This is a genomic window from Bradyrhizobium sp. LMTR 3 (assembly GCF_001693485.1).
In the GTDB taxonomy this organism is placed as follows: Bacteria; Pseudomonadota; Alphaproteobacteria; order Rhizobiales; family Xanthobacteraceae; genus Bradyrhizobium.
Genome location: NZ_MAXC01000043.1, coordinates 296,903 through 315,391 on the forward strand (window position 1 = coordinate 296,903; position 18,489 = coordinate 315,391).

The window sequence follows — 18,489 nt, forward strand, 5'->3', positions numbered from 1 at the left end:
CTTTTCCGGATCATGCTCAGCCGAACCGGCCGGTGATGTAGTCCTGGGTACGTCGATCGCGCGGCGAGGTGAAAATCTTGTTGGTGTCGTCGAATTCGACCAGCTCGCCGAGATACATGAAGGCGGTCTTGTCCGAGACGCGCGCCGCCTGCTGCATATTATGGGTGACGATGGCGATGGTGTAATCCTCCGCCAGTTCCTGGATCAGTTCCTCGATCTTGGCGGTCGAGATCGGATCCAGCGCCGAGCACGGTTCGTCGAACAGGATCACTTCGGGCCGCACCGCCACCGTGCGCGCGATGCAGAGCCGCTGCTGCTGGCCGCCGGACAGCGAAAGGCCGCTGGCATTGAGCTTGTCCTTGACCTCGTTCCACAGCGCGCCGCCACGCAGCGCCTTCTCGACCCGGCCGTCCATCTCGGACTTGGAGATCTTCTCGTAGAGACGGATGCCGAAGGCGATGTTCTCGTAGATCGTCATCGGGAACGGTGTCGGCTTCTGGAACACCATGCCGACGCGGGCCCGGAGCAGATTGAGGTCGAGCTTGGCGTCGAGGACGTTGGTCTGGTCGAGCAAGAGCTGACCGGTTGCGCGCTGACCCGGATAGAGATCGTACATCCGGTTGAATATCCGCAGCAACGTGGATTTGCCGCAGCCGGACGGCCCGATAAAGGCGGTGACGCGATGGGTGCCGAGCGTCAGGTTGATGTCCTTCAACGCGTGATGCTCGCCATAGTAGAAGTTCAGGCCCCGCGCGGTCACCTTGGGCGCGGCTTCGGGCAACGCCACCTGCGGGACGGGCCCGCTCGCGTTACTCACGGATACGGAGATGTCGGTCATTTGGATGTCCTCTCGGCGCCAAGAATGCGCGCGCCAATATTCAGGGCCAACACGGTGAGCGTGATCAGAAGCGCCCCGCTCCAGGCGAGCTGCTTCCAGTAGACATAGGGGCTCTGGACGAAGTTGTTGATGGTAACCGGCAGGTTCGCCATCGTCTTGGTCAGGTCCAGGCTGAAGAACTGGTTGGACAGCGCGGTGAACAATAGCGGCGCGGTTTCACCGGCGACGCGGGCGGTGGCCAGTAGAACGCCGGTGATCAGGCCGGCGCGCGCGGCGCGGTAGGCGATCCGCCGGATCACCAGCGAACGCGGCACGCCGAGCGCGGAGGCCGCCTCGCGCAGGGGATTGGGCACCAGCCCCAGCATGTCCTCGGTGGTGCGCACCACCACGGGGATCACGATCACGGCTAGCGCGAGGCAGCCGGCAAAGGCCGAGAAGCCGCCCATCGGCACCACGATGGCGCCGTAGATGAACAGGCCGATGATGATCGACGGCGCGCTCAAGAGGATGTCGTTGATGAAGCGGATCACCGAGGTGAGCTTGTCGTGCTTGCCGTATTCGGCGAGATAGGTTCCCGCGAACAGGCCGAGCGGCGCGCCAATGCCGACCCCGATCACGGTCATCATGATCGAGCCGATGATGGCGTTCCGAAGTCCGCCATCGGTCGAACCCGGTGGCGGCGTATCCTGCGTGAAGACAGCGAGATTGAGGCCGGCAAGGCCGTTGTAGAACAGCGTGAACAGGATCAGCGCCAGCCAGGTCACGCCGAACAGCGCGGCGCCGAGGCACAGCATCCGGATGATGACATCGTTGCGGCGGCGCGATGCGTAGATCGGGTTCATCTCAGTTCCCCGCTTTCTTTTCCAGCCGCATCAACATCAACCGCGCGGCCGCGAGCACGCAGAAGGTCAGCACGAACAGCAGCAGCCCGAGCAGGATCAGGCCGGACTGGTGCAACCCGTCGCTCTCGGCGAATTCGGAGGCGATCGCGGCCGAGATCGTGGTGCCCGGCGCGAAGATCGAGGACTGGATCTTGAACGAATTGCCGATGATGAAGGTGACCGCCATGGTCTCGCCGAGCGCACGGCCGAGCGCCAGCATGATGCCGCCGATCACGCCGACGCGGGTATAGGGGATGACGACGTTGCGGACGACTTCCCAGGTGGTGCAGCCGACGCCGTAAGCCGCCTCTTTCAAGACCGGCGGCACCGTCTTGAAGACGTCGACCGAGATCGCGGTGATGAAGGGAAGCACCATGATGGCGAGGATCAGCGACGCATTGAACAGGCTGAGATAGGATGGCGGACCTGCGAAGATCGTGCCCAGCACCGGGACGCCGTCGAACATGCTGATCATGAACGGCTGGAAGTTATTGGCCAGGAACGGGCCCAACACGAAGAAGCCCCACATGCCGTAGATGATCGATGGGATTCCGGCAAGGAGTTCGATGGCAAGGCCAATGGGGCGGCGCAGCCAGAGCGGGCAGATCTCGGTGAGGAACACCGCGATGCCAAGCCCGACCGGAATGGCGATTGCCATGGCGATCACGGAGGTGATCAACGTGCCGTAGACCGGGCCGAGCGCGCCCAGTACCGGCGGGTCGGCCGACGGCGCCCAGCGCTGCGTCCACAGGAAGGCCGCGCCATATTCCCGGATCGCGGGCCAGGCACCAATGACCAGCGAAATGATAATGCCACCAAGGATGAGGAGAACCGAGATCGCGCAGGCGCGCGTGATCCAGTAGAAGGTGACATCGCCGAACTTGAAAGCGCTGAGGGCCCTGGCGCGATCGTAGGGTCCGGCAGCTTCCATCACGTCGCTTTCAACCGCCATCTCTGCCACGCTGGTCCCCTGTACTTTTACCTGATCCGGTTCGATCCGTCTCGTGCCCCGAATGCAGCGCAGCGCGCTTGCGGTGCGCTGCATTTCCGGGGCCTATTCTTCTTGATTGGCCGCCAGTGGGTCCGGGCTCTGCGGCGCAGCGCAAAAGCGCTGCACCGCGTCCGGGACACGAGGTCTCAGCTCTTGATGTCCGACAACCAGGTCTTTTCGATCATCTTGACGACCGAATCCGGCATCGGAATGTAGTCGAGTTCTTCGGCCATCTTGTCGCCCTTCTCGAAGGCCCACTTGAAGAACTTGAGGGCTTCCTGCGACGCGGCCTTGTCGGTCGCCGCCTTGTGCATCAGGATGAAGGTCGCACCCGTGATCGGCCAGGACGCCTCGCCCGGCTGGTCGGTTAGGATCACATAGTAGTTCTTGGCACCAGCCCAGTCGGCATTGCTGGCGGCGGCCTGGAACGCCGCAATGGTCGGCTGCACCGTCTTACCGGCCTTGTTGACGACCGCGCCGTAGGTCAGCTTGTTCTGCTTGGCATAGGCGTACTCGACGTAACCGATCGAGTTCTTGGTCTGGCTGACGTTGCCGGCGACGCCCTCATTACCCTTGGCGCCAACGCCGGTCGGCCACTCCACGGCGGTGCCTGAGCCGGCTTTCGCCTTCCATTCGGCATTCGTCTTGGAGAGATAGTCGGTCCAGATGAAGGTCGTGCCCGATCCATCGGAGCGGCGCACCACGGTGATGGCCTCGCTCGGCAGCTTCACTTTGGGATTGAGCTTGGCGATCGCGGGATCGTCCCACTTCTTGATCTTGCCGAGATAGATGTCGCCGAGCAGCTCGCCTGAGAACACCAGTTCACCCGGCTTGATGCCTTCGAGATTGACGACCGGCACCAGGGCGCCCATCGCCTGCGGCCACTGGATCATGCCGTCCTTCTCAAGCTGCTCCGGCTTGAGCGGCATGTCGCTGGCGCCGAAGGTCACGGTCTTGGCCACAATCTGCTTGATGCCCGCGCCGGAGCCGATCGACTGGTAGTTCAGGCCGTTGCCGGTCTCCTTCTTGTAGGCGTCGGCCCACTTCGAATAGAGCGGGAACGGGAAGGTGGCGCCCGCGCCGGTAATGTCGGCCGCAAAGGCCGAGGTCGACGCGGCGACCATGCCGGCGGCGACGATTGTTCTGACGAAATTCATGGTTGATCTCCATCTCCTGAGCGAAGCGCCGTTGCGCCCGATCGCGCTCATGCCGCCCGTGTAGGCGCGGTCGATAGAGCTTTTACGAAGGTTCGATGACAGTTGGATGACATATCCAGGCCATTGAAATCGCTTGTATTTATGCCGCCGTCGGGGTTTCGGCGGGGGAAAAACAGCGGTAAAAACGGCGCCGTTTTGGGCACGCTTTCGATCAAAAGCCGGCCGCGATGGCGGTTAAGAATATGTTTCACCAAGGATAAACCGAGCCCGGTTCCGCCCTGCGCGCGACCGTCGCCGACATCGACCCGGAAGAAGCTTCGGTCAGCCGCGGCAGATGTTCCCGCGCAATGCCCGGGCCGAAATCGCGGACCGTGACACCCTTTTGGCTGATTAGGACCCCAGCCTGGCGGGATCGATAGCCGGTGCTCTCAGCGGCTACTTTCCGCAAGCCGTCGTACTCACGGTCGCTAGCCCGTTGGCGACCGGGCTTTGATCTCGGGATCAACATCGAAATTTTAGGCCGTGTAGTCGAGCGACTTGAAGCTGAGATGTTTGACACCTTCCGGCGCGTCAGCGAGCTTGCGAATGCTTCCCCATGTCTGCTTGTAATTGGGGATGATGAATTCGTTCACGCCGTCCGATACCACATTGCCTTGCACGCCGGTCGGATAGGCGAACAGCATAAAGGTTTGCTTCGGCTTGGCAGTCGGCGTGGGGTAGACCATGGCCTGCGTCGAACCGTTGTCGTTGTAGACTTCAACGAGATCGCCCTGTTTGAGCTTGAGGTCCTCCATGTCCTTCGGGTTCATCTGGATGTAGGGATACGGCATCTGGTCCATGACGAACTCGTTGTCCTGGTCGAGATACGCGTTCTGCCAGACAACATTGGCGCGGCCGTTATTGATGAGGAACGGGAATTTCTTGCTCTCGGCTTCCTTGCCCTGCGCTTGCAAGCCACGCCACGCCGTTTCCATGAACTTGGCCTTGCCGTCCTTCGTACCGAACCTTCCATCGGTGAACAGTCGCTTGGTGCCAATGATCTTGTTGTCCTTGAAATCGACGGCGGGTTCCTGGAAACCGTTGGTACCCATCGCTCGCAGGCGCTCATAGGTAACGAACTGACCGCCCTTTTCATGCTTGTGATAGCCATCCATGAAGGCGTCTTCTTCGGTTTTCCAATCGAAGCCCTTGAAGCGGTCGGCTATATTGGCCTTGCCTTGCTCACGCAGCAGCCGCTCCATGTGGTTGGCGATGCGTGCCGCGATCAGGCAATCAGGCATCGCCTGCCCTGGCGGGTCCATGTATTTCTCGGTGAGGCGCATGCGCCGCTCGCCATTCATTGAGGTAAGATTGGCTTCTCCCGACGTGGCTGCCGGCAGCCACACGTGGCACGCTTCACCGATCTTGGTTGGCACGATGTCGACGTCGACCGCGAACAGTCCGCCCTTCTTGATGGCCCCGACGATGGCATTGATCATGGCGGGCCGGTCCCCATAGGGAGCGGTCATCATTGCGTCCTTCACCATGTCGGTGCGCTTCTTGTAGCTCTGCTTGAATTTGAAGGCGTTCAGCGTCGTCTTGTAGTGGTCACATCCCCAGATGTGATGCACGCCGCCCTTGCCTTCTATCAAGAGCTTATCGACGTAGGCGGCCGGCCGGCCGACATGAGCATCCGTAGGCCGCGAATAGCCTTCCTGATGGCCACCCATGCGGACGCAACCGCCCCCGGGGCGCCCGACATTTCCGGTCGCCAGCGCGACGTTTACCAGCGCGCCGTTGGTCCGGTAATTATCGTTGCCCCAGATCAGTCCCTTTTCGTACGCAAACATCGTTCGACGACGGACGTTGCCTGGCTTGGGCTGCGCGATCCATTCTGCCGATTTGCCAATTTGATCGGCGCTTAAGCCAGTGATCTTGGCGGCGTCCTCCAGGCTGATCTTGTTCGCCGCCTTCATCTGCTCGAAGTTGGTAGTCGACGCGTCAATGAAGGCCTTGTCGAGCCACCCCTTCTCCGCAATATAGGTCATCCAGGCATTGAACAGAGCCAGGTCCGTACCGGAATTGATCGCCAGATGCATGACGTTGTCTTTGCCGGCTTCGACCTCGCAGGCATTGACCGTCACCGTCCGACGTGGATCGACGACGATGACTTTTGCCCGATCTACCGGTTCCGAACCAAACGCCGCCTTCTTCTTGTCGAGCGAAGCTCCGCGCAGGTTCGGCACCCAGTGATTGAGGAAGTAGTTGGTCTGCGTTTCCAGGGCATTGGTCCCAACCGCCACGATCGTATCTGCAAGTTCGGCATCTTCGTAGCAGTTGTTGAGCTCGCCCACGCCCATGTCGCGGGTTGCATGGACTTCGGAATTGTAAGCCGGCCGGTTGTGGATGCGGATGTTCTTGATCTTCATCGCCCCAAAGTAAAGTTTCCCCGTACCCCAGGTGTTTTCGTAACCACCGCCTGCACCGCCGTGGTCGAAAGCTGAGACGAATATCCCATCTTCGCCCATATCGTTCATTACGGCCACGGTAACCCGCGCCACCAGATCGAGTGCGTCGTCCCAGCTTGTGGGCTGCATTTGCCCGTAGCGCCAGATCATGGGATCGGTAAGGCGCTGAAGTTGCGTGTTGCGCTGCTGCGAATAGCTCATCTCCGCCATCCGTGCGCCCCGCACTGATCCCAATCCTGAATTCACAACGCAGTTCTTGTCTGGCTTGATGACGATGTGAACGTCCTGGCCATTCTGGCGGACGACGTTGTACATCGAGGGTGCGTACCATGCGTCAGTTTCGGCAGGCTGCTGCTTGGCGAGGTCCGCGCCGAACTTATTCTGACCCGGAGCCACGCCGCCCTGTTTGTTGGCGGGCCAAGTGTAGGCTTTGTAGCCGCATCCCACGATGCAGTAATGGCAGGTAACGTTGAACTCCTTGGCGTCCGCGGGGATGATCGGGAGCCGGTCGATTTGACGCTTGTAGGCCATGAACGTTTCTCCCCCTCACAGCACATTGGAAAGACGGCCGTAGAGCAGCTCATCCACGCCTTCGGCGTAGATGTCCCCCTTGTCGTCCACACGAAGCACGTATTGCGGGAGATTCTGCGTTGCCTGGCCCCAGACCTGCCGGCCGCCGGCCTCGCAGTCGAAGCGTGAATAATGCCCGGGGCAATTCATCGTTTTGTCGGCGGCATTGTAGCTGAGCGGAAATCCCTTGTGCGGGCATACGATCGAGAAGCCCACGATGTCACCATCCGCACCGACGCCGCCCGGTACTTTCTTGCCGAGCTTCAAAAGTACGCCCGGCGCATCACCATCGGGATAAGAGACGTTCACCGGCTCGTTAAGCTTGAGATCACCGACATTGGCGAGCCGGTTTGAGGGATAGTCGACGCGCGCGGCGGGCGGAGCGGCTTTGGCTTGCGTCGAAACGATTGTGGAGGCGGCTGCACCGGCGGCGGCAAGACCTGCGCCGCCCAGGAATTTTCGGCGGCCGACATCGACCATGCGATCGCATCGCGACATGGTAACTCACTCCTCGGCTACGCCGATACGCCTATCGGCGGGTTTCCTCGGTCAGCCGGTAACGCCTACCGGCTGATGTCTCGCGAGCCTTTCGCGTTTTCGGTACAGAAGCCATCTGTCGAGACATCTCGACATATTCAATAATGGAATTGTTCTAGCCTGTCACCACACCCGTCGGTAAAAGTTCGAGATTCCGAATCGTTCGAAGGCATGAAGCAATGCGCAAATCCATGCTGGCCGTCGCAAGCCACGCCAGCTCTGTGTCGCCCGGCAACCAGCTCACCGAAGCCCACGCCATTTCCGCGCTCGCGGCGCTGGCGCAACCGACGCGCCTTGCTGTCTTTCGGCTGCTGATCACACACGAGCCGGTTGGCATCACGGCAGGCGTGATCGCCGAAACCATCGGTGCACCGCACAATAGCCTTTCCTCGCACCTGGCGATTTTGGTGCGTGCGGGATTGCTGCGCGCAGCCCGCGACGGTCGCACCATCGTATATCGCTCGGATGTGGAGGGAATGCAGTCGCTGCTCCAATTCCTGGTCAACGATTGCTGCGACGGTCATCCCGAACTTTGCAACATGCTTACTGGACCGGCCGGGGGGCCTTGCTGCCCGCCTTCATCAGCCAAGGCTACAGCCCAGAGGAAAGCAAAAAGGGTGCAATCGGCGGCCCGCGCCCGAAAGAGCTAGTTGTTGGATTTCAGGCTTCGGGCCTCGGTTTCGCCTGAGGAAAACAGGCGGTGAAGGTGGCGCCGTTTTTCGGCACGCTTTCGATCAACAGCCGGCCGCGATGGCGGTTAAGAATATGTTTCACCAAGGATAAACCGAGCCCGGTTCCGCCCTGCGCGCGGCTATCGCCGACATCGACCCGGTAGAAGCGCTCGGTCAGCCGCGGCAGGTGCTCGGGCGCAATGCCCGGGCCGAAATCGCGGACCGTGACGCGCACTTCCGGCGCGCCCTCTCCCGATGCGACCTGGCTCAGCGAGACGATCACCCTCCCGCCGGACGCCCCATATTTGAGCCCGTTCTCGATCAGGTTCTCGAACAGCCGCAGCAGTTCCTCGCGATCGCCCGCAATCGCGACCGGCGCCTCCGGCAGATCGATCTCGATCGCGACCTGGCGTTCCCTGGCCAGCGGCTCCAGCCCGTCGGCGACCTGGCGAATGATCGGCACGATATCGACACAAGCTTCCGGGCGGACATGCGCCGACAGCTCGACCCGCGACAGCGACAGCAGGTCGTCGATCAGCCGCGCCATCCGCGTTGCCTGCGCATGCATGATGGAGAGAAAGCGCTCGCGCGCCTTGGCATCATCCTTGGCCGGGCCCTGCAGCGTATCGATGAAGCCCGACAAGGCGGCGAGCGGCGTGCGCAGCTCATGGCTGGCATTGGCGACGAAATCGGCGCGCATTTCCTCGACCCGCCGCAGCGGCGTCTGGTCGTGGAAGGTCATCAGCATGCATCGTTCGGTGCCGCCGAACAGCGTCGGCACCGGTACCGGCGTGATGACCAGTTCCATCCAGCGGTCGACCGGCACCTGGTCGAGATAGTTGGCGCGGCGCGGCTCGCTGGTCGCGATCGCCTCGCGCAATGCGGTGATGATCTCGGGAGAGCGCAGCGCGAACTGGGCGAGTTCGTTCTTGCGCAGCGCTGGCGCGAGCTGGGCGGCCGCCGCATTGAGATGAATCACGCGACCGGCGCGGTCGAGCAGCACGGCCGGGTCAGGCATGCCGGCAACGACCGCGCTGACGGCGGCAGATTCAACCGGACTGACGGCGCGGACATCCTCGCGGGAACCGGCGGTATCATGCAGCCGCCACGGCACCAGCGCTGCGGCGGCGATGCAAATGAAGACCGCTACCGCACGCGCCAGCGAGAGATCGGCCAGCAGCACCAGCGCGCACAGCGCCAGTCCGGCGGCCAACAGGATGATGGCCGAATGCCGCAACCGGTCCGGCCACGGTGCAAAGAAGGAGGAGGAATTCGAATCGTCTATCGCCATGGACGCAGGCTTTCCTTCCGCTATTCGCGAGGCGCCCGCCACATCGTCAGGCGCCGGTGTCTCCACGCTCGCGCACATAGACGGGGGCCTCATGCCTCGGCTCGGGGTCGGCGGCAGACGCCAACTGGCGCAGGCGCTTCGATCGCGCGCCGATGATAATCTCCCGAAGCGTCAGCAAGATTACAGATATGACAAAAGGCCCGATATAATAGAGGACCCGGAACAGCAGCATGCCGGCGAGCAGTTCCTCCCGGTCCATCTGCCAGAGGCCGACCAGCATGGCGGCATCGAACACGCCGAGCCCGCCCGGCGAATGGCTGGCGAACCCCAACAGCGTGGCCGAGACGAAGATGACCGCGACGACGACAAAGCCGATATCGGGCTCGCTCGGCACCAGCATGTACATCGCCAGCGCACAGAACCCGAGATCGACGATGCCGATGGCGATCTGCAGCAGCGTCAGCGGGCCGCCCGGCAGGGTGACCGTCCACGGTCCGCGACCGACCCCGCGCGGCTGGGCCCATACCCAGGCGACATAGCCGACCAGGGCGATGATGATTCCGAACGCCGCAACACGGTTGAGCCAGGCCGGCAGTTGATCGATCGCGGCGGCGGCTTCCGGGTGGTAGGCGATGCCCAGTCCCAAGACCGCGGCATTGCCAAGCCAGAAGGTGAGCCCGGCCAGGAAGCAGATCTTGGCGACGTCGATCGCGTTCAACCCCCAGGCCGAATAAATCCGGTAGCGCACCGCGCCGCCGGTAAAGACGCTGGCGCCGACATTGTGCCCGATCGAATAGGAGGTGAAGGCGGCCAGCGCGTTGATGCGGTAGGGTATGTGGTGCTGGCCGATGGCGTGGACGGCGAACCAGTCATAGAAGGTCAGCGTGAAATAGCCCGCCGCCACGAACAGGGCCGCCAGCGCGATCCGGCGCGGCTCGGTGCCCTTGATGGCGTCGATCACCTCGTTGGTGTCGATGCCGCGGAGCATGTGATAGAGCACGTAGCACGCAACGGCGATGACCGTGATGCTGATAAGGACCCCGAGCTTATGCAGGACCTGTTTCTGGCGCAGAAACGAAGTTGCCCTGCGTATTGCTTCCAGCATCTACACCTCGAATTGCGCTTCTGCGACGACGGCAATGGCGCGAACCCCGCCGCCGCTACGCGGCTCCCTTGCCCCTCTGGTAGCGCGTTTTGGGCCGGAGTGGAATTCGCATGACGACAATAAAACGCGCTTCTTCAACATATTAGGCGAAGTTGATGACGGCGGTAGCACAGTTTTGCTGCATTCCCGCCGCCCGATGGGAGTTTCGGACCATAGCCAGGACCGGTCAACAACCCGTGACAGTGACGGGGGTAAAGCTGGCCGGCTCATGATGCAGTCAAGCCGGCGGCGCACTGCGCGAGACCACCCAGTCGCGCAACCATGACCCGACCGCACAGCCGCAGAGGTAGAGCGCGAACATGATCAGACCGAGATCGAGCCAATAGCCGAAACGGCCGGGTACGACGCGCGCGAGCGCGGCTGCGACCAGCGCCGCGACCAAAGCCGAGAGCGCCCATCGCCATTTCCGCGAGATGCCTTCGCCATGCTGAACCACGGATATCCAGCCCATGCCGAAGCCGAGAAGCACCGATGCCAAGAGCCAGCCCCAGTAGAATGTGGTCAGATTGGCCATGCTCACTTCACCACGAAATCGATGCGGCGGTTCTGCGCCTTGCCCTGGTCGGTCTCGTTACCCGCAATCGGCTGTGTCGAGCCGTAGCCGACCGCGCTGAACCGGTTGGCAGGTAATCCCGCCTTGACCAGATAGTCGGCGACCGCCTGCGCGCGCCGCTCGGACAGCGCCTGGTTGGCCGCCTCGTCGCCGTCGGTATCGGTATGTCCAGCGATCTCGATATTGGCGGCCGGACAGCGCAACGCGGTTTCGATCAGGCGATCGAGCAGACCGGCGGAATCGGCGACGATGTCGGCCTTGCCGGATTCGAAGCGGATCCGGGCCTTGCCGAGCAGCTCGGTAAATAATTGCTGGCAGACCGTTGCGTCCACCGGCGCCGCGGCCGGCTTGACCGAGATTTCCGGCTTGAACTGCCAGCGCGGCGGAAAATCCTTGCCAAGGCCGGCGCGGATCTGACTGGCGGCGTTTTCATAGAGCGCATCGCCCGACAGCGTCACGTCCCGGTCGGTCACGACGAGCGTGCCGGTCGACAGCCGCGACAGCGCGCCGAGCGCAGGCACCACCGCGGCGGCGAAGCCCGATGGCGCGCCGATGCTCTCCTTCAGGTTGTCGACGACCTTTTCGCGAAAGAATTTCCGTCCCGCCGCGGCCACGAGCGCGGCGTGGACGTTGCTGTCAGGCACGTTGCCGGTCAGCGTCAGCGTTACCGCGACGGGATCCTTGTAGGCCTGGAAAATGTAGGGCGGTGCCTTGACCTCGTTGGCTGCGACCGAAAAACCCTCGGGCAGATTTTTCAGCGCGGCGGCGATGGTTTCCCGGCCGCCGAGTTCGCGTGCCATGCCGGACAGGCTGACCGTGGTGTCCGACAGCGTGATCTTGCCGTCCTTCAGCTTGCCGATCTGGTCGAGCAGCAACAGCGCGGCATTGTCGAAACGCGGCGGCGCCCCGCGCGCAAGATTCGTCCGGTCGACCACCTCGACGCCGCCGAGGCTGGCGCGAGCCGCCTCCATCAGCCGGCCCTTGCTCGCCGGCAGGGGCGAACTACCCGATAGCGTCACCCGGACGACGTCGCGTTCGGCGGACCAGACGAACGGCTTGGCTTCGGGAACGAGCCGGGTTTGGTCGTTAACCAAACGCACGCCCGGCACCGCTTCGACCGAAGCCACCGCACTCTGCCGTCCGTCTTCCGAGAATGCGTCTGCAGCCAGGGTCACGTCACGGCCGTCGACCGAGATCCGCCGCTTATCGAGGATGGTCCCCTTGAGGGCTGCGGCCGAACGCTGCGCGAGGTCGATTTCCAGCGGTTCGGTGCTCGTCCAGGCCGCGATAGCCCAACAGATGACCAGCGGAATCACACCCGGCCACCATTTGCTGCTCCACTTGAAAAGTCCGCGCATTCGAGTTCCCGCCGGGTCTGGAGCGGAGAGAAAACAAACCCTTGCGGGGCTGTCAAACCCGAAATGTCGCAGGCGCGAAAGGAGACGGAAATCGGTCGGGCTAACAGTTTCTTCAGCCGTCTGTCGCTAGTTTCGTCCCCGTAATTAACCGGGCAGCCCCGCATCTCGATGAAACTGCTTCGCAACACCGTCATTCGCGCCGGGCTGGAAGCGCTGTACTTCTCCAGAGCGCACTACCTGCTGCGACCAATCTTCGCAGGCGTCGGCGTCATTTTCATGCTGCACCACGTCCGTCCGCGCCGCGACGGCGAGTTTCAACCCAATCATCATCTCGAAGTCGAGCCGGAGTTCTTGCGCGCGATGCTCGCGCATCTTCGCGCGCTCGACGTCGACATCGTCACCATGGACGAGGTGCATCAGCGACTCCAGAAGCGGGATTTCGCGCGGCGCTTTGCCTGCTTTACCCTCGACGACGGCTATCGCGACAATCGCGATTACGCTCTGCCGGTGATGCGTGAGTTTGACGCGCCCCTTACCGTTTACGTCACGAGCGATTTCGCCGAAGGCACTGGAAGGTTGTGGTGGGTCGCGCTCGAAAAAGCGATCGCCAAGACGGCCTCGATCGAAGTCCCGATCGGCGGCGCAGCCACCCGCCTCGATACCTCGACGCCGGCAGCCAAGCAGGCGGCCTTCGACCGCATGCACGACTGGCTGCGCGGACTTCCGGGCGAACACGACGTGCAGCGCGAAATCTCCGCGCTATGCACGCGCCATGACGTCGACGAGTCTCTCATCGCCCGCGATCTCTGCATGTCCTGGGAGGAATTGAAGGCGTTCGCGGACGATTCCTTGGTGACGATCGGCGCGCATACGGTCACGCATTGCAATCTGGCGCGGCAGAGCGAAGAGGCCGCGTGGCTCGAACTGACCGAAAGCCGCACGCGGATCGAAGCCGAGTTGCAGCGGCCGGTGCTTCATCTCGCCTATCCCTATGGCGACCGGATCGCCGCGGGCCGGCGCGAATTCGCCCTGGCGAAGGCGGCGGGATTCAAGACGGCAGTCACGACGCGGCCGGGCATGATCTTCCCCGAAAGCGCCAATCACCTCACCGCGCTGCAGCGGGTCTCGCTGAACGGCAACTACCAGGACGAACGGATCATCCCCGTCCTGACCTCCGGCGCCGCCACCGCGATGTGGAACGGCTTTCGCCGCATCGACGCGGCGTAGTTCTCACTTCCCTTCTCCCCTTGTGGGAGAAGGTGGATCGCTGGCGCGAAGCGGCAGCGAGACGGATGAGGGGTTCTTTCCGCGGAGAGAACCCCTCATCCGGCGCCGTAGCCGATGCGAAGCATCGGCGTTCTAAGTGACGGCGGCCAAAGGCCGCCTATGCCACCTTCTCCCACAAGGGGAGAAGGAAGAGCAGCGGCGTCCTTGACTCACCCTGCTCCCACGCCCAAAACCTCCGGCAAAGCAATGGAGGAACGCAATGTTCAAGGATCTGTTCTCGCTCAACGGCCGCATCGCGCTGGTGACGGGCGGCTCGCGCGGCATCGGCAAGATGATCGCGGCCGGCTTTCTCGCGCAGGGCGCGGCGAAGGTTTACATCACCGCGCGCAAGGCAGGTCCCTGCGAGGCGACCGCCAAAGAACTCACCGCTGCCTATGACGGCGAATGCATCGCACTGCCGATCGACATCTCGACCGTCGAAGGCTGCGAAAAGCTGGCATCCGAAATCATCAGGCTGGAGCCGAAGCTCGACATCCTCGTCAACAATGCGGGTGCGGCGTGGGGCGCGGAATTCGACGAATTCCCCGAAAGCGGCTGGGACAAGGTCATGGACCTCAACGTCAAGTCGCTGTTCTTCCTGACCAAGGCGCTGGCGAAACCATTGCGCGCGGCGGCATCACCCGAGCGGCCTGCCAAGGTGATCAACATCGCCTCCATCGACGGCATCTTCGTCAACCCAACGGAGACCTATTCCTATGCGGCAAGCAAGGCGGCGGTGATCCATCTGACGCGGCGCATGGCGACCAAGCTGATCAAGGACAACATCAACGTCACCGCGATTGCGCCGGGCGCGTTCGCATCGGACATGAACCGCGCCGCGCGCGACCAGTCCGACGAGGTCGCCAAACGCGTTCCGGCGCGGCGCATCGGCACCGATGAGGATATGGCCGGTGTCGCGATCTATCTCGCCTCGCGCGCGGGCGACTATGTGGTCGGCAATACGATCGCGGTGGACGGCGGCGTGGTGTATGCGACTGCAGGAAACGAGATTGCGGGGTAGTGCGGCTTCTATAACCGGCGTCGTCCCGGCGAACGCCGGGACCCATACCGCGTGATCTATCAGGAGCGCGCCAAGTACAGACCCAAGTACAGACGCCCCGCAAAATAACAGCGTCTTGTGGTTATGGGTCCCGGCTCGAGGCCGGGACGACGTAGAGATCACGGCTCGTCCTTCGTATATTCGACATCAGCCTTCGGCGCGTTGGGCAGTTCGCGCTCCAGCGCTTCACGATACCGCAAACATCCGCGCAAGAATTTCGGCCAAGGCGGAACGGCTACGTCGGGCGTGACCCGCTCGGGCAAGTGGCCCCAGAGATTGGGATGGTGCCAGCACAGGTCGTGGCCGGTGCTGTCGCGGTGCGTCCGGATGCCCGCCCTGAGGCGCTTCACCTCCGCGACCAGTTGGTCGCGGTTTAGTTGTTCGAGATCGCGGTCGGGGTCCATGTTACTGCTCCCCGATTGCGGGGCGGGTTCAGGTTTCGATCTTCACGTACTCGAAATCGCCGGGCTTGTTGTCGATGCCGACCTTCGGCGGCGAGATCCAGGAGGCGTACTGGCCGGCTTCGGTGACCGGCTTCATCAGCGAGGCGATGAAGTCGCCGTCCTGCGACGAAGGCAACCATTCGCCCTTGCGTTGGTTCCAGGTGGCATCGTCGATCAGGACGCCGTCGGGCGTCGCATGGACGTCCTTGAACTCGCCGATCTGTCGGTGGAACGCGACGTTCGGCAGGGTCAGCTTGTACTGATAGCCCGCGGTCGAAATCACCTTGTTCCAGCGCAGCATGCCCTTGACGCAGTCCTGCGTGTAGTCGTCGCGCAGCCGCATGTTGAGCGCGGTCAGCGCCGGCTCGTCGACGCGCTTGATCACGCCGTCGATCAGCTTGAGCACCGGATAGGTGGCGTTCTTGAGCTGGTGGTCGTCGTCGATCTGGGTTTCCTTGTAGCGGCCCTTGATGCCGGCGTTGAAGGCATTCGCCGCGTTGGTCGAGACTTCCGAACCAAAGAGATCGAGCGACAGCGAATAGTGCAGGTTCAGCTTCTTCTGGATGGTCGGCAGGTCGATCACGCCGAGCGCACGGACCTTGGCGACATCGGTCGGATCGGTGATGCCGGCCGCCCTCATCGCCTCGCAGGTGCGCTGCACGACGCGGCTGATGCCGGTCTCGCCGACGAACATGTGATGCGCCTCTTCGGTCAGCATGAAGCGGCAGGTGCGCGACAGCGGATCGAAGCCGGACTGCGCCAGCGAGTGCAACTGCATCTTGCCGTCGCGGTCGGTGAAATAGGTGAACATGAAGAACGACAGCCAGTCCGGCGTCGCCTCATTGAAGGCACCGAGCATGCGCGGGGAATCCGCATCGCCGGAGCGGCGGCGTAGCAAATCGTCGGCCTCCTCGCGGCCGTCGCGGCCGAAATATTTCTGCAGGAGATAGACCATCGCCCAGAGATGGCGGCCTTCCTCGACATTGACCTGGAACAGGTTGCGCAGGTCGTAGAGCGAGGGCGCGGTCTTGCCGAGATGGCGCTGCTGCTCGACGGAGGCGGGCTCGGTGTCGCCCTGGATCACGATCAGGCGGCGCAGCGTGGCGCGGTGTTCGCCGGGGACTTCCTGCCAGGCCGGCTTGCCGTAATTCTCGCCAAAGGGAATGACGCGATTTTCTTCCTGGGGAGCAAGAAGGATGCCCCAGCGATACTCCGGCATCTTGACGTAGTCGAACTTGGCCCAGCCGCGCGGATCGACCGAATAGGCGGTGCGCAGGTAAACCAGCGACTGGTGAAAACCTTCCGGCCCCATGTCGCCCCACCAGTCCATGTAACCGGGATGCCAGCCCTCCAGCGCCTTCAGCACCTGGCGGTCTTCGCTGAGATTCACGTTGTTAGGGATTTTGGTGCTGTAGTCGACGTTCATGTAATTCATTGGGGCCTCCCGTGGTTGGGGGTGTTTGGCGAATAGCGAATGGCGAGTAGCGAATGGAGGAGAGGCAAACTATTCGCCATTCCCTATTCGCTATTCGCCCCTAAACTCTCGTCATATCGAATTGCGCCTTCTGGCCGGTGCCGTAGCGGCGCAGCGCGCCTTCTTCGCCGACCGCGTTGGGGCGCTGGAAGATCCAGTTCTGCCACGCCGTGAGGCGCGAGAAGATTTTCGATTCCATGGTCTCGGGACCAACGAAGCGCAGATTCGCTTCCATGCCGGTTAGGCCGTCGGGCGAGAAGGATGTGCGCTCTTCCAGGAACACCCGCACCTCGTCGTCCCAATCGATGTCGTCGAGCGCGAAGGTGACCAGACCGAGCTCTTCGGCTTCCTCAGCGTCGAGCGTGGTGCCGATGGTGGCTTCCGCGCGTTCCAGATCGGACGGATCGGCCTGGAAGCGCGATTGCAGGCGGGTCAGGCCGTGGCTCATCGGATAGGGGCCGAAATTCAGCGCGGTGAGCTGGATCGCCGGCGGCGGGCGGTTGTCGCCCTGGCGTGAGCCGATCAGCATGTAGGAGCGGTCGGCGGCGAACACGAGTTCGGCGAGCGTGCCGGCAAAGCAGGAGCCGGGCTCGACCAGCGTCACCAGCGTGCGTGAGGTGACATCGATGCGCTTCAACACCCGCTTCCAGTAATGCCTGATCTCGTTGACCAGCCAGTGCGCCTTGTTGGCTTCGAGGAACGCGTCGCAAGCGACCACATTGGCGGGATCACCGTGCGACTTGAACACCAGCATCGCGATTTCGAGTTCGTTGATGCGCAAGTGAAGGATTGCATCATCGAGCTCGCGCGCCACCTGGAGCGGCCAGAACGACGCGCCCTGCCCGATCAGGCCGTCGATATCATCAGGCGCCGCCGCCTCCGGCGCCTTGATCGAAATGGTCGCGATGCGCGCCGTGCGGTCGATGTCGACGCTGACAAAGCCGTAGCGGATGCCGGCCTCGTCGATGGTGCGGTTGAGCGGCGCAAGCGTGATGCCCTTGCCGGTGCCGTTGCGCTTCGAGCTGGCGGCGAATTCCTTCGCACGCTCGGCAACCTTGGCCTCGAGCTTGCTGTTCGGCGCGATTTCATCGACCAGCCGCCACGCGACGGCGCGCTTGCCTTTAATTCCTTCCTCGATGGTGCAGAAGAAGTCGGCATGGTCGCGGCGCACCTTGCGCTTGTCGACCACACGGGTCAGCCCGCCGGTGCCCGGCAACACCGCTAGCAGCGGCACCTCCGGCAGCGCCACGGCAGCGGCGCCGTCATCGGCCATGACGATGTGATCGGTCGCGAGCGCCAGCTCATAGCCGCCGCCGGCCGCGGTGCCGTTGACGACGGTGATGAAGCGCTGCCCGGAATTTTCCGATGAATCTTCCAGTCCGTTGCGGGTCTCGTTGGTGAATTTGCAGAAGTTGACCTTGTGGGCGTGGGTCGCACCCGCCAGCATGCGGATGTTGGCGCCGGCGCAGAACACGCGGTTCTTGCCGGAACGCATCACCACCACTTTCACGTCAGGATGTTCGAAGCGCAGCCGCTGCACGGCGTCGGCGAGCTCGATGTCGACGCCGAGATCGTAGGAATTCAGCTTGAGCTGATAGCCCTCGAACAGGCCGGCATTCTCGTCGACGTCCATGGTGAGGGTTGCGACCTCGCCCTCGACCGCCAACTTCCAGTGACGGTAGCGCGACGGATCGGTTTGAAAATCGATGTATTTCGCTCCCCCCGCAAGGACGCGATCTTCACCGGCCATGAGCCACCCTCTGTCGTTTTCTCAGGATTTGTCTGGT

The 18,489-nt window shown here is 62.7% G+C and carries 16 protein-coding genes and 1 pseudogene; 3 read left to right on the forward strand and 14 right to left on the reverse strand.

The annotated features are described in order from the left end of the window. Positions 1-16: 16 nt before the first annotated feature. From pstB to LMTR3_RS24970, 7 genes and pseudogenes are all read right to left on the reverse strand, one after another. Positions 17-838: a phosphate ABC transporter ATP-binding protein PstB gene (pstB, locus tag LMTR3_RS24940; RefSeq protein ID WP_065747627.1), complete on the reverse strand. Its 822-nt coding sequence runs from the start codon at positions 836-838 to the stop codon at positions 17-19. Then, the gene (gene pstA / locus LMTR3_RS24945; RefSeq protein WP_065747628.1) at positions 835-1,680 is read right to left on the reverse strand and encodes a phosphate ABC transporter permease PstA; all 846 of its coding nucleotides are present in this window, start codon (positions 1,678-1,680) and stop codon (positions 835-837) included. Before pstA ends, pstB begins: the two co-directional genes overlap by 4 nt. Position 1,681: 1 nt before the next feature. Next, complete coding sequence (pstC, locus tag LMTR3_RS24950) at positions 1,682-2,680, reverse strand: phosphate ABC transporter permease subunit PstC (RefSeq protein ID WP_141686787.1); 999 nt, start codon at positions 2,678-2,680, stop codon at positions 1,682-1,684. A 176-nt stretch (positions 2,681-2,856) separates the two neighbouring features. Then, positions 2,857-3,867, reverse strand: a complete 1,011-nt coding sequence (gene pstS, locus LMTR3_RS24955) for a phosphate ABC transporter substrate-binding protein PstS (RefSeq protein ID WP_065747629.1) — start codon at positions 3,865-3,867, stop codon at positions 2,857-2,859. Between the two features lie 153 nt (positions 3,868-4,020). Then, positions 4,021-4,243: pseudogene (locus LMTR3_RS39460) on the reverse strand (ATP-binding protein); the annotation flags it as partial. 139 nt (positions 4,244-4,382) lie between these two features. Continuing rightward, positions 4,383-6,845: an arsenate reductase (azurin) large subunit gene (locus LMTR3_RS24965; RefSeq protein WP_065747631.1), complete on the reverse strand. Its 2,463-nt coding sequence runs from the start codon at positions 6,843-6,845 to the stop codon at positions 4,383-4,385. Positions 6,846-6,860: 15 nt separating this feature from the next. Beyond that, positions 6,861-7,382, reverse strand: coding sequence for an arsenate reductase (azurin) small subunit (locus LMTR3_RS24970; RefSeq protein WP_065747632.1), 522 nt, complete (start codon positions 7,380-7,382; stop codon positions 6,861-6,863). 218 nt (positions 7,383-7,600) lie between these two features. On the opposite strand from LMTR3_RS24970, the gene LMTR3_RS24975 reads away from it, so the two are divergent. Next, positions 7,601-8,071, forward strand: coding sequence for an ArsR/SmtB family transcription factor (locus tag LMTR3_RS24975; RefSeq protein WP_065747633.1), 471 nt, complete (start codon positions 7,601-7,603; stop codon positions 8,069-8,071). Positions 8,072-8,081: 10 nt separating this feature from the next. Here the strand turns inward: LMTR3_RS24975 and LMTR3_RS24980 are convergent, their stop codons facing one another. The 4 genes from LMTR3_RS24980 to LMTR3_RS24995 all read right to left on the reverse strand — a co-directional run bounded on the left by LMTR3_RS24980 (position 8,082) and on the right by LMTR3_RS24995 (position 12,459). Then, positions 8,082-9,383, reverse strand: a complete 1,302-nt coding sequence (locus LMTR3_RS24980; RefSeq protein ID WP_065747634.1) for an ATP-binding protein — start codon at positions 9,381-9,383, stop codon at positions 8,082-8,084. Positions 9,384-9,429: 46 nt separating this feature from the next. Beyond that, the gene (locus LMTR3_RS24985; RefSeq protein ID WP_065747635.1) at positions 9,430-10,488 is read right to left on the reverse strand and encodes a lysylphosphatidylglycerol synthase domain-containing protein; all 1,059 of its coding nucleotides are present in this window, start codon (positions 10,486-10,488) and stop codon (positions 9,430-9,432) included. Between the two features lie 277 nt (positions 10,489-10,765). Continuing rightward, positions 10,766-11,062: a hypothetical protein gene (locus LMTR3_RS24990; protein ID WP_065747636.1), complete on the reverse strand. Its 297-nt coding sequence runs from the start codon at positions 11,060-11,062 to the stop codon at positions 10,766-10,768. A 2-nt stretch (positions 11,063-11,064) separates the two neighbouring features. Continuing rightward, entirely contained in the window at positions 11,065-12,459 is a 1,395-nt protein-coding gene (locus LMTR3_RS24995) for an OmpA family protein (protein ID WP_065747637.1), read from the reverse strand. Positions 12,460-12,627: 168 nt separating this feature from the next. On the opposite strand from LMTR3_RS24995, the gene LMTR3_RS25000 reads away from it, so the two are divergent. Then, positions 12,628-13,686 (forward strand): polysaccharide deacetylase family protein, encoded by a 1,059-nt coding sequence (locus LMTR3_RS25000; protein WP_065747638.1) that lies wholly within the window; start codon positions 12,628-12,630, stop codon positions 13,684-13,686. A 259-nt stretch (positions 13,687-13,945) separates the two neighbouring features. Next, positions 13,946-14,746: an SDR family oxidoreductase gene (locus LMTR3_RS25005; RefSeq protein WP_065747639.1), complete on the forward strand. Its 801-nt coding sequence runs from the start codon at positions 13,946-13,948 to the stop codon at positions 14,744-14,746. Positions 14,747-14,904: 158 nt separating this feature from the next. On the opposite strand, the gene LMTR3_RS25010 is transcribed toward LMTR3_RS25005, so the two are convergent. From LMTR3_RS25010 to boxC, 3 genes are all read right to left on the reverse strand, one after another. Further along, positions 14,905-15,189 (reverse strand): hypothetical protein, encoded by a 285-nt coding sequence (locus LMTR3_RS25010; protein WP_065747640.1) that lies wholly within the window; start codon positions 15,187-15,189, stop codon positions 14,905-14,907. Between the two features lie 28 nt (positions 15,190-15,217). Next, positions 15,218-16,654 carry a benzoyl-CoA 2,3-epoxidase subunit BoxB gene (gene boxB, locus LMTR3_RS25015; RefSeq protein WP_065747856.1) on the reverse strand — a complete coding sequence of 479 codons (1,437 nt, stop codon included), beginning with the start codon at positions 16,652-16,654 and terminating at the stop codon, positions 15,218-15,220. 109 nt (positions 16,655-16,763) lie between these two features. Continuing rightward, positions 16,764-18,452: a 2,3-epoxybenzoyl-CoA dihydrolase gene (gene boxC / locus LMTR3_RS25020; RefSeq protein WP_065747641.1), complete on the reverse strand. Its 1,689-nt coding sequence runs from the start codon at positions 18,450-18,452 to the stop codon at positions 16,764-16,766. Between the last annotated feature and the right edge of the window lie 37 nt (positions 18,453-18,489).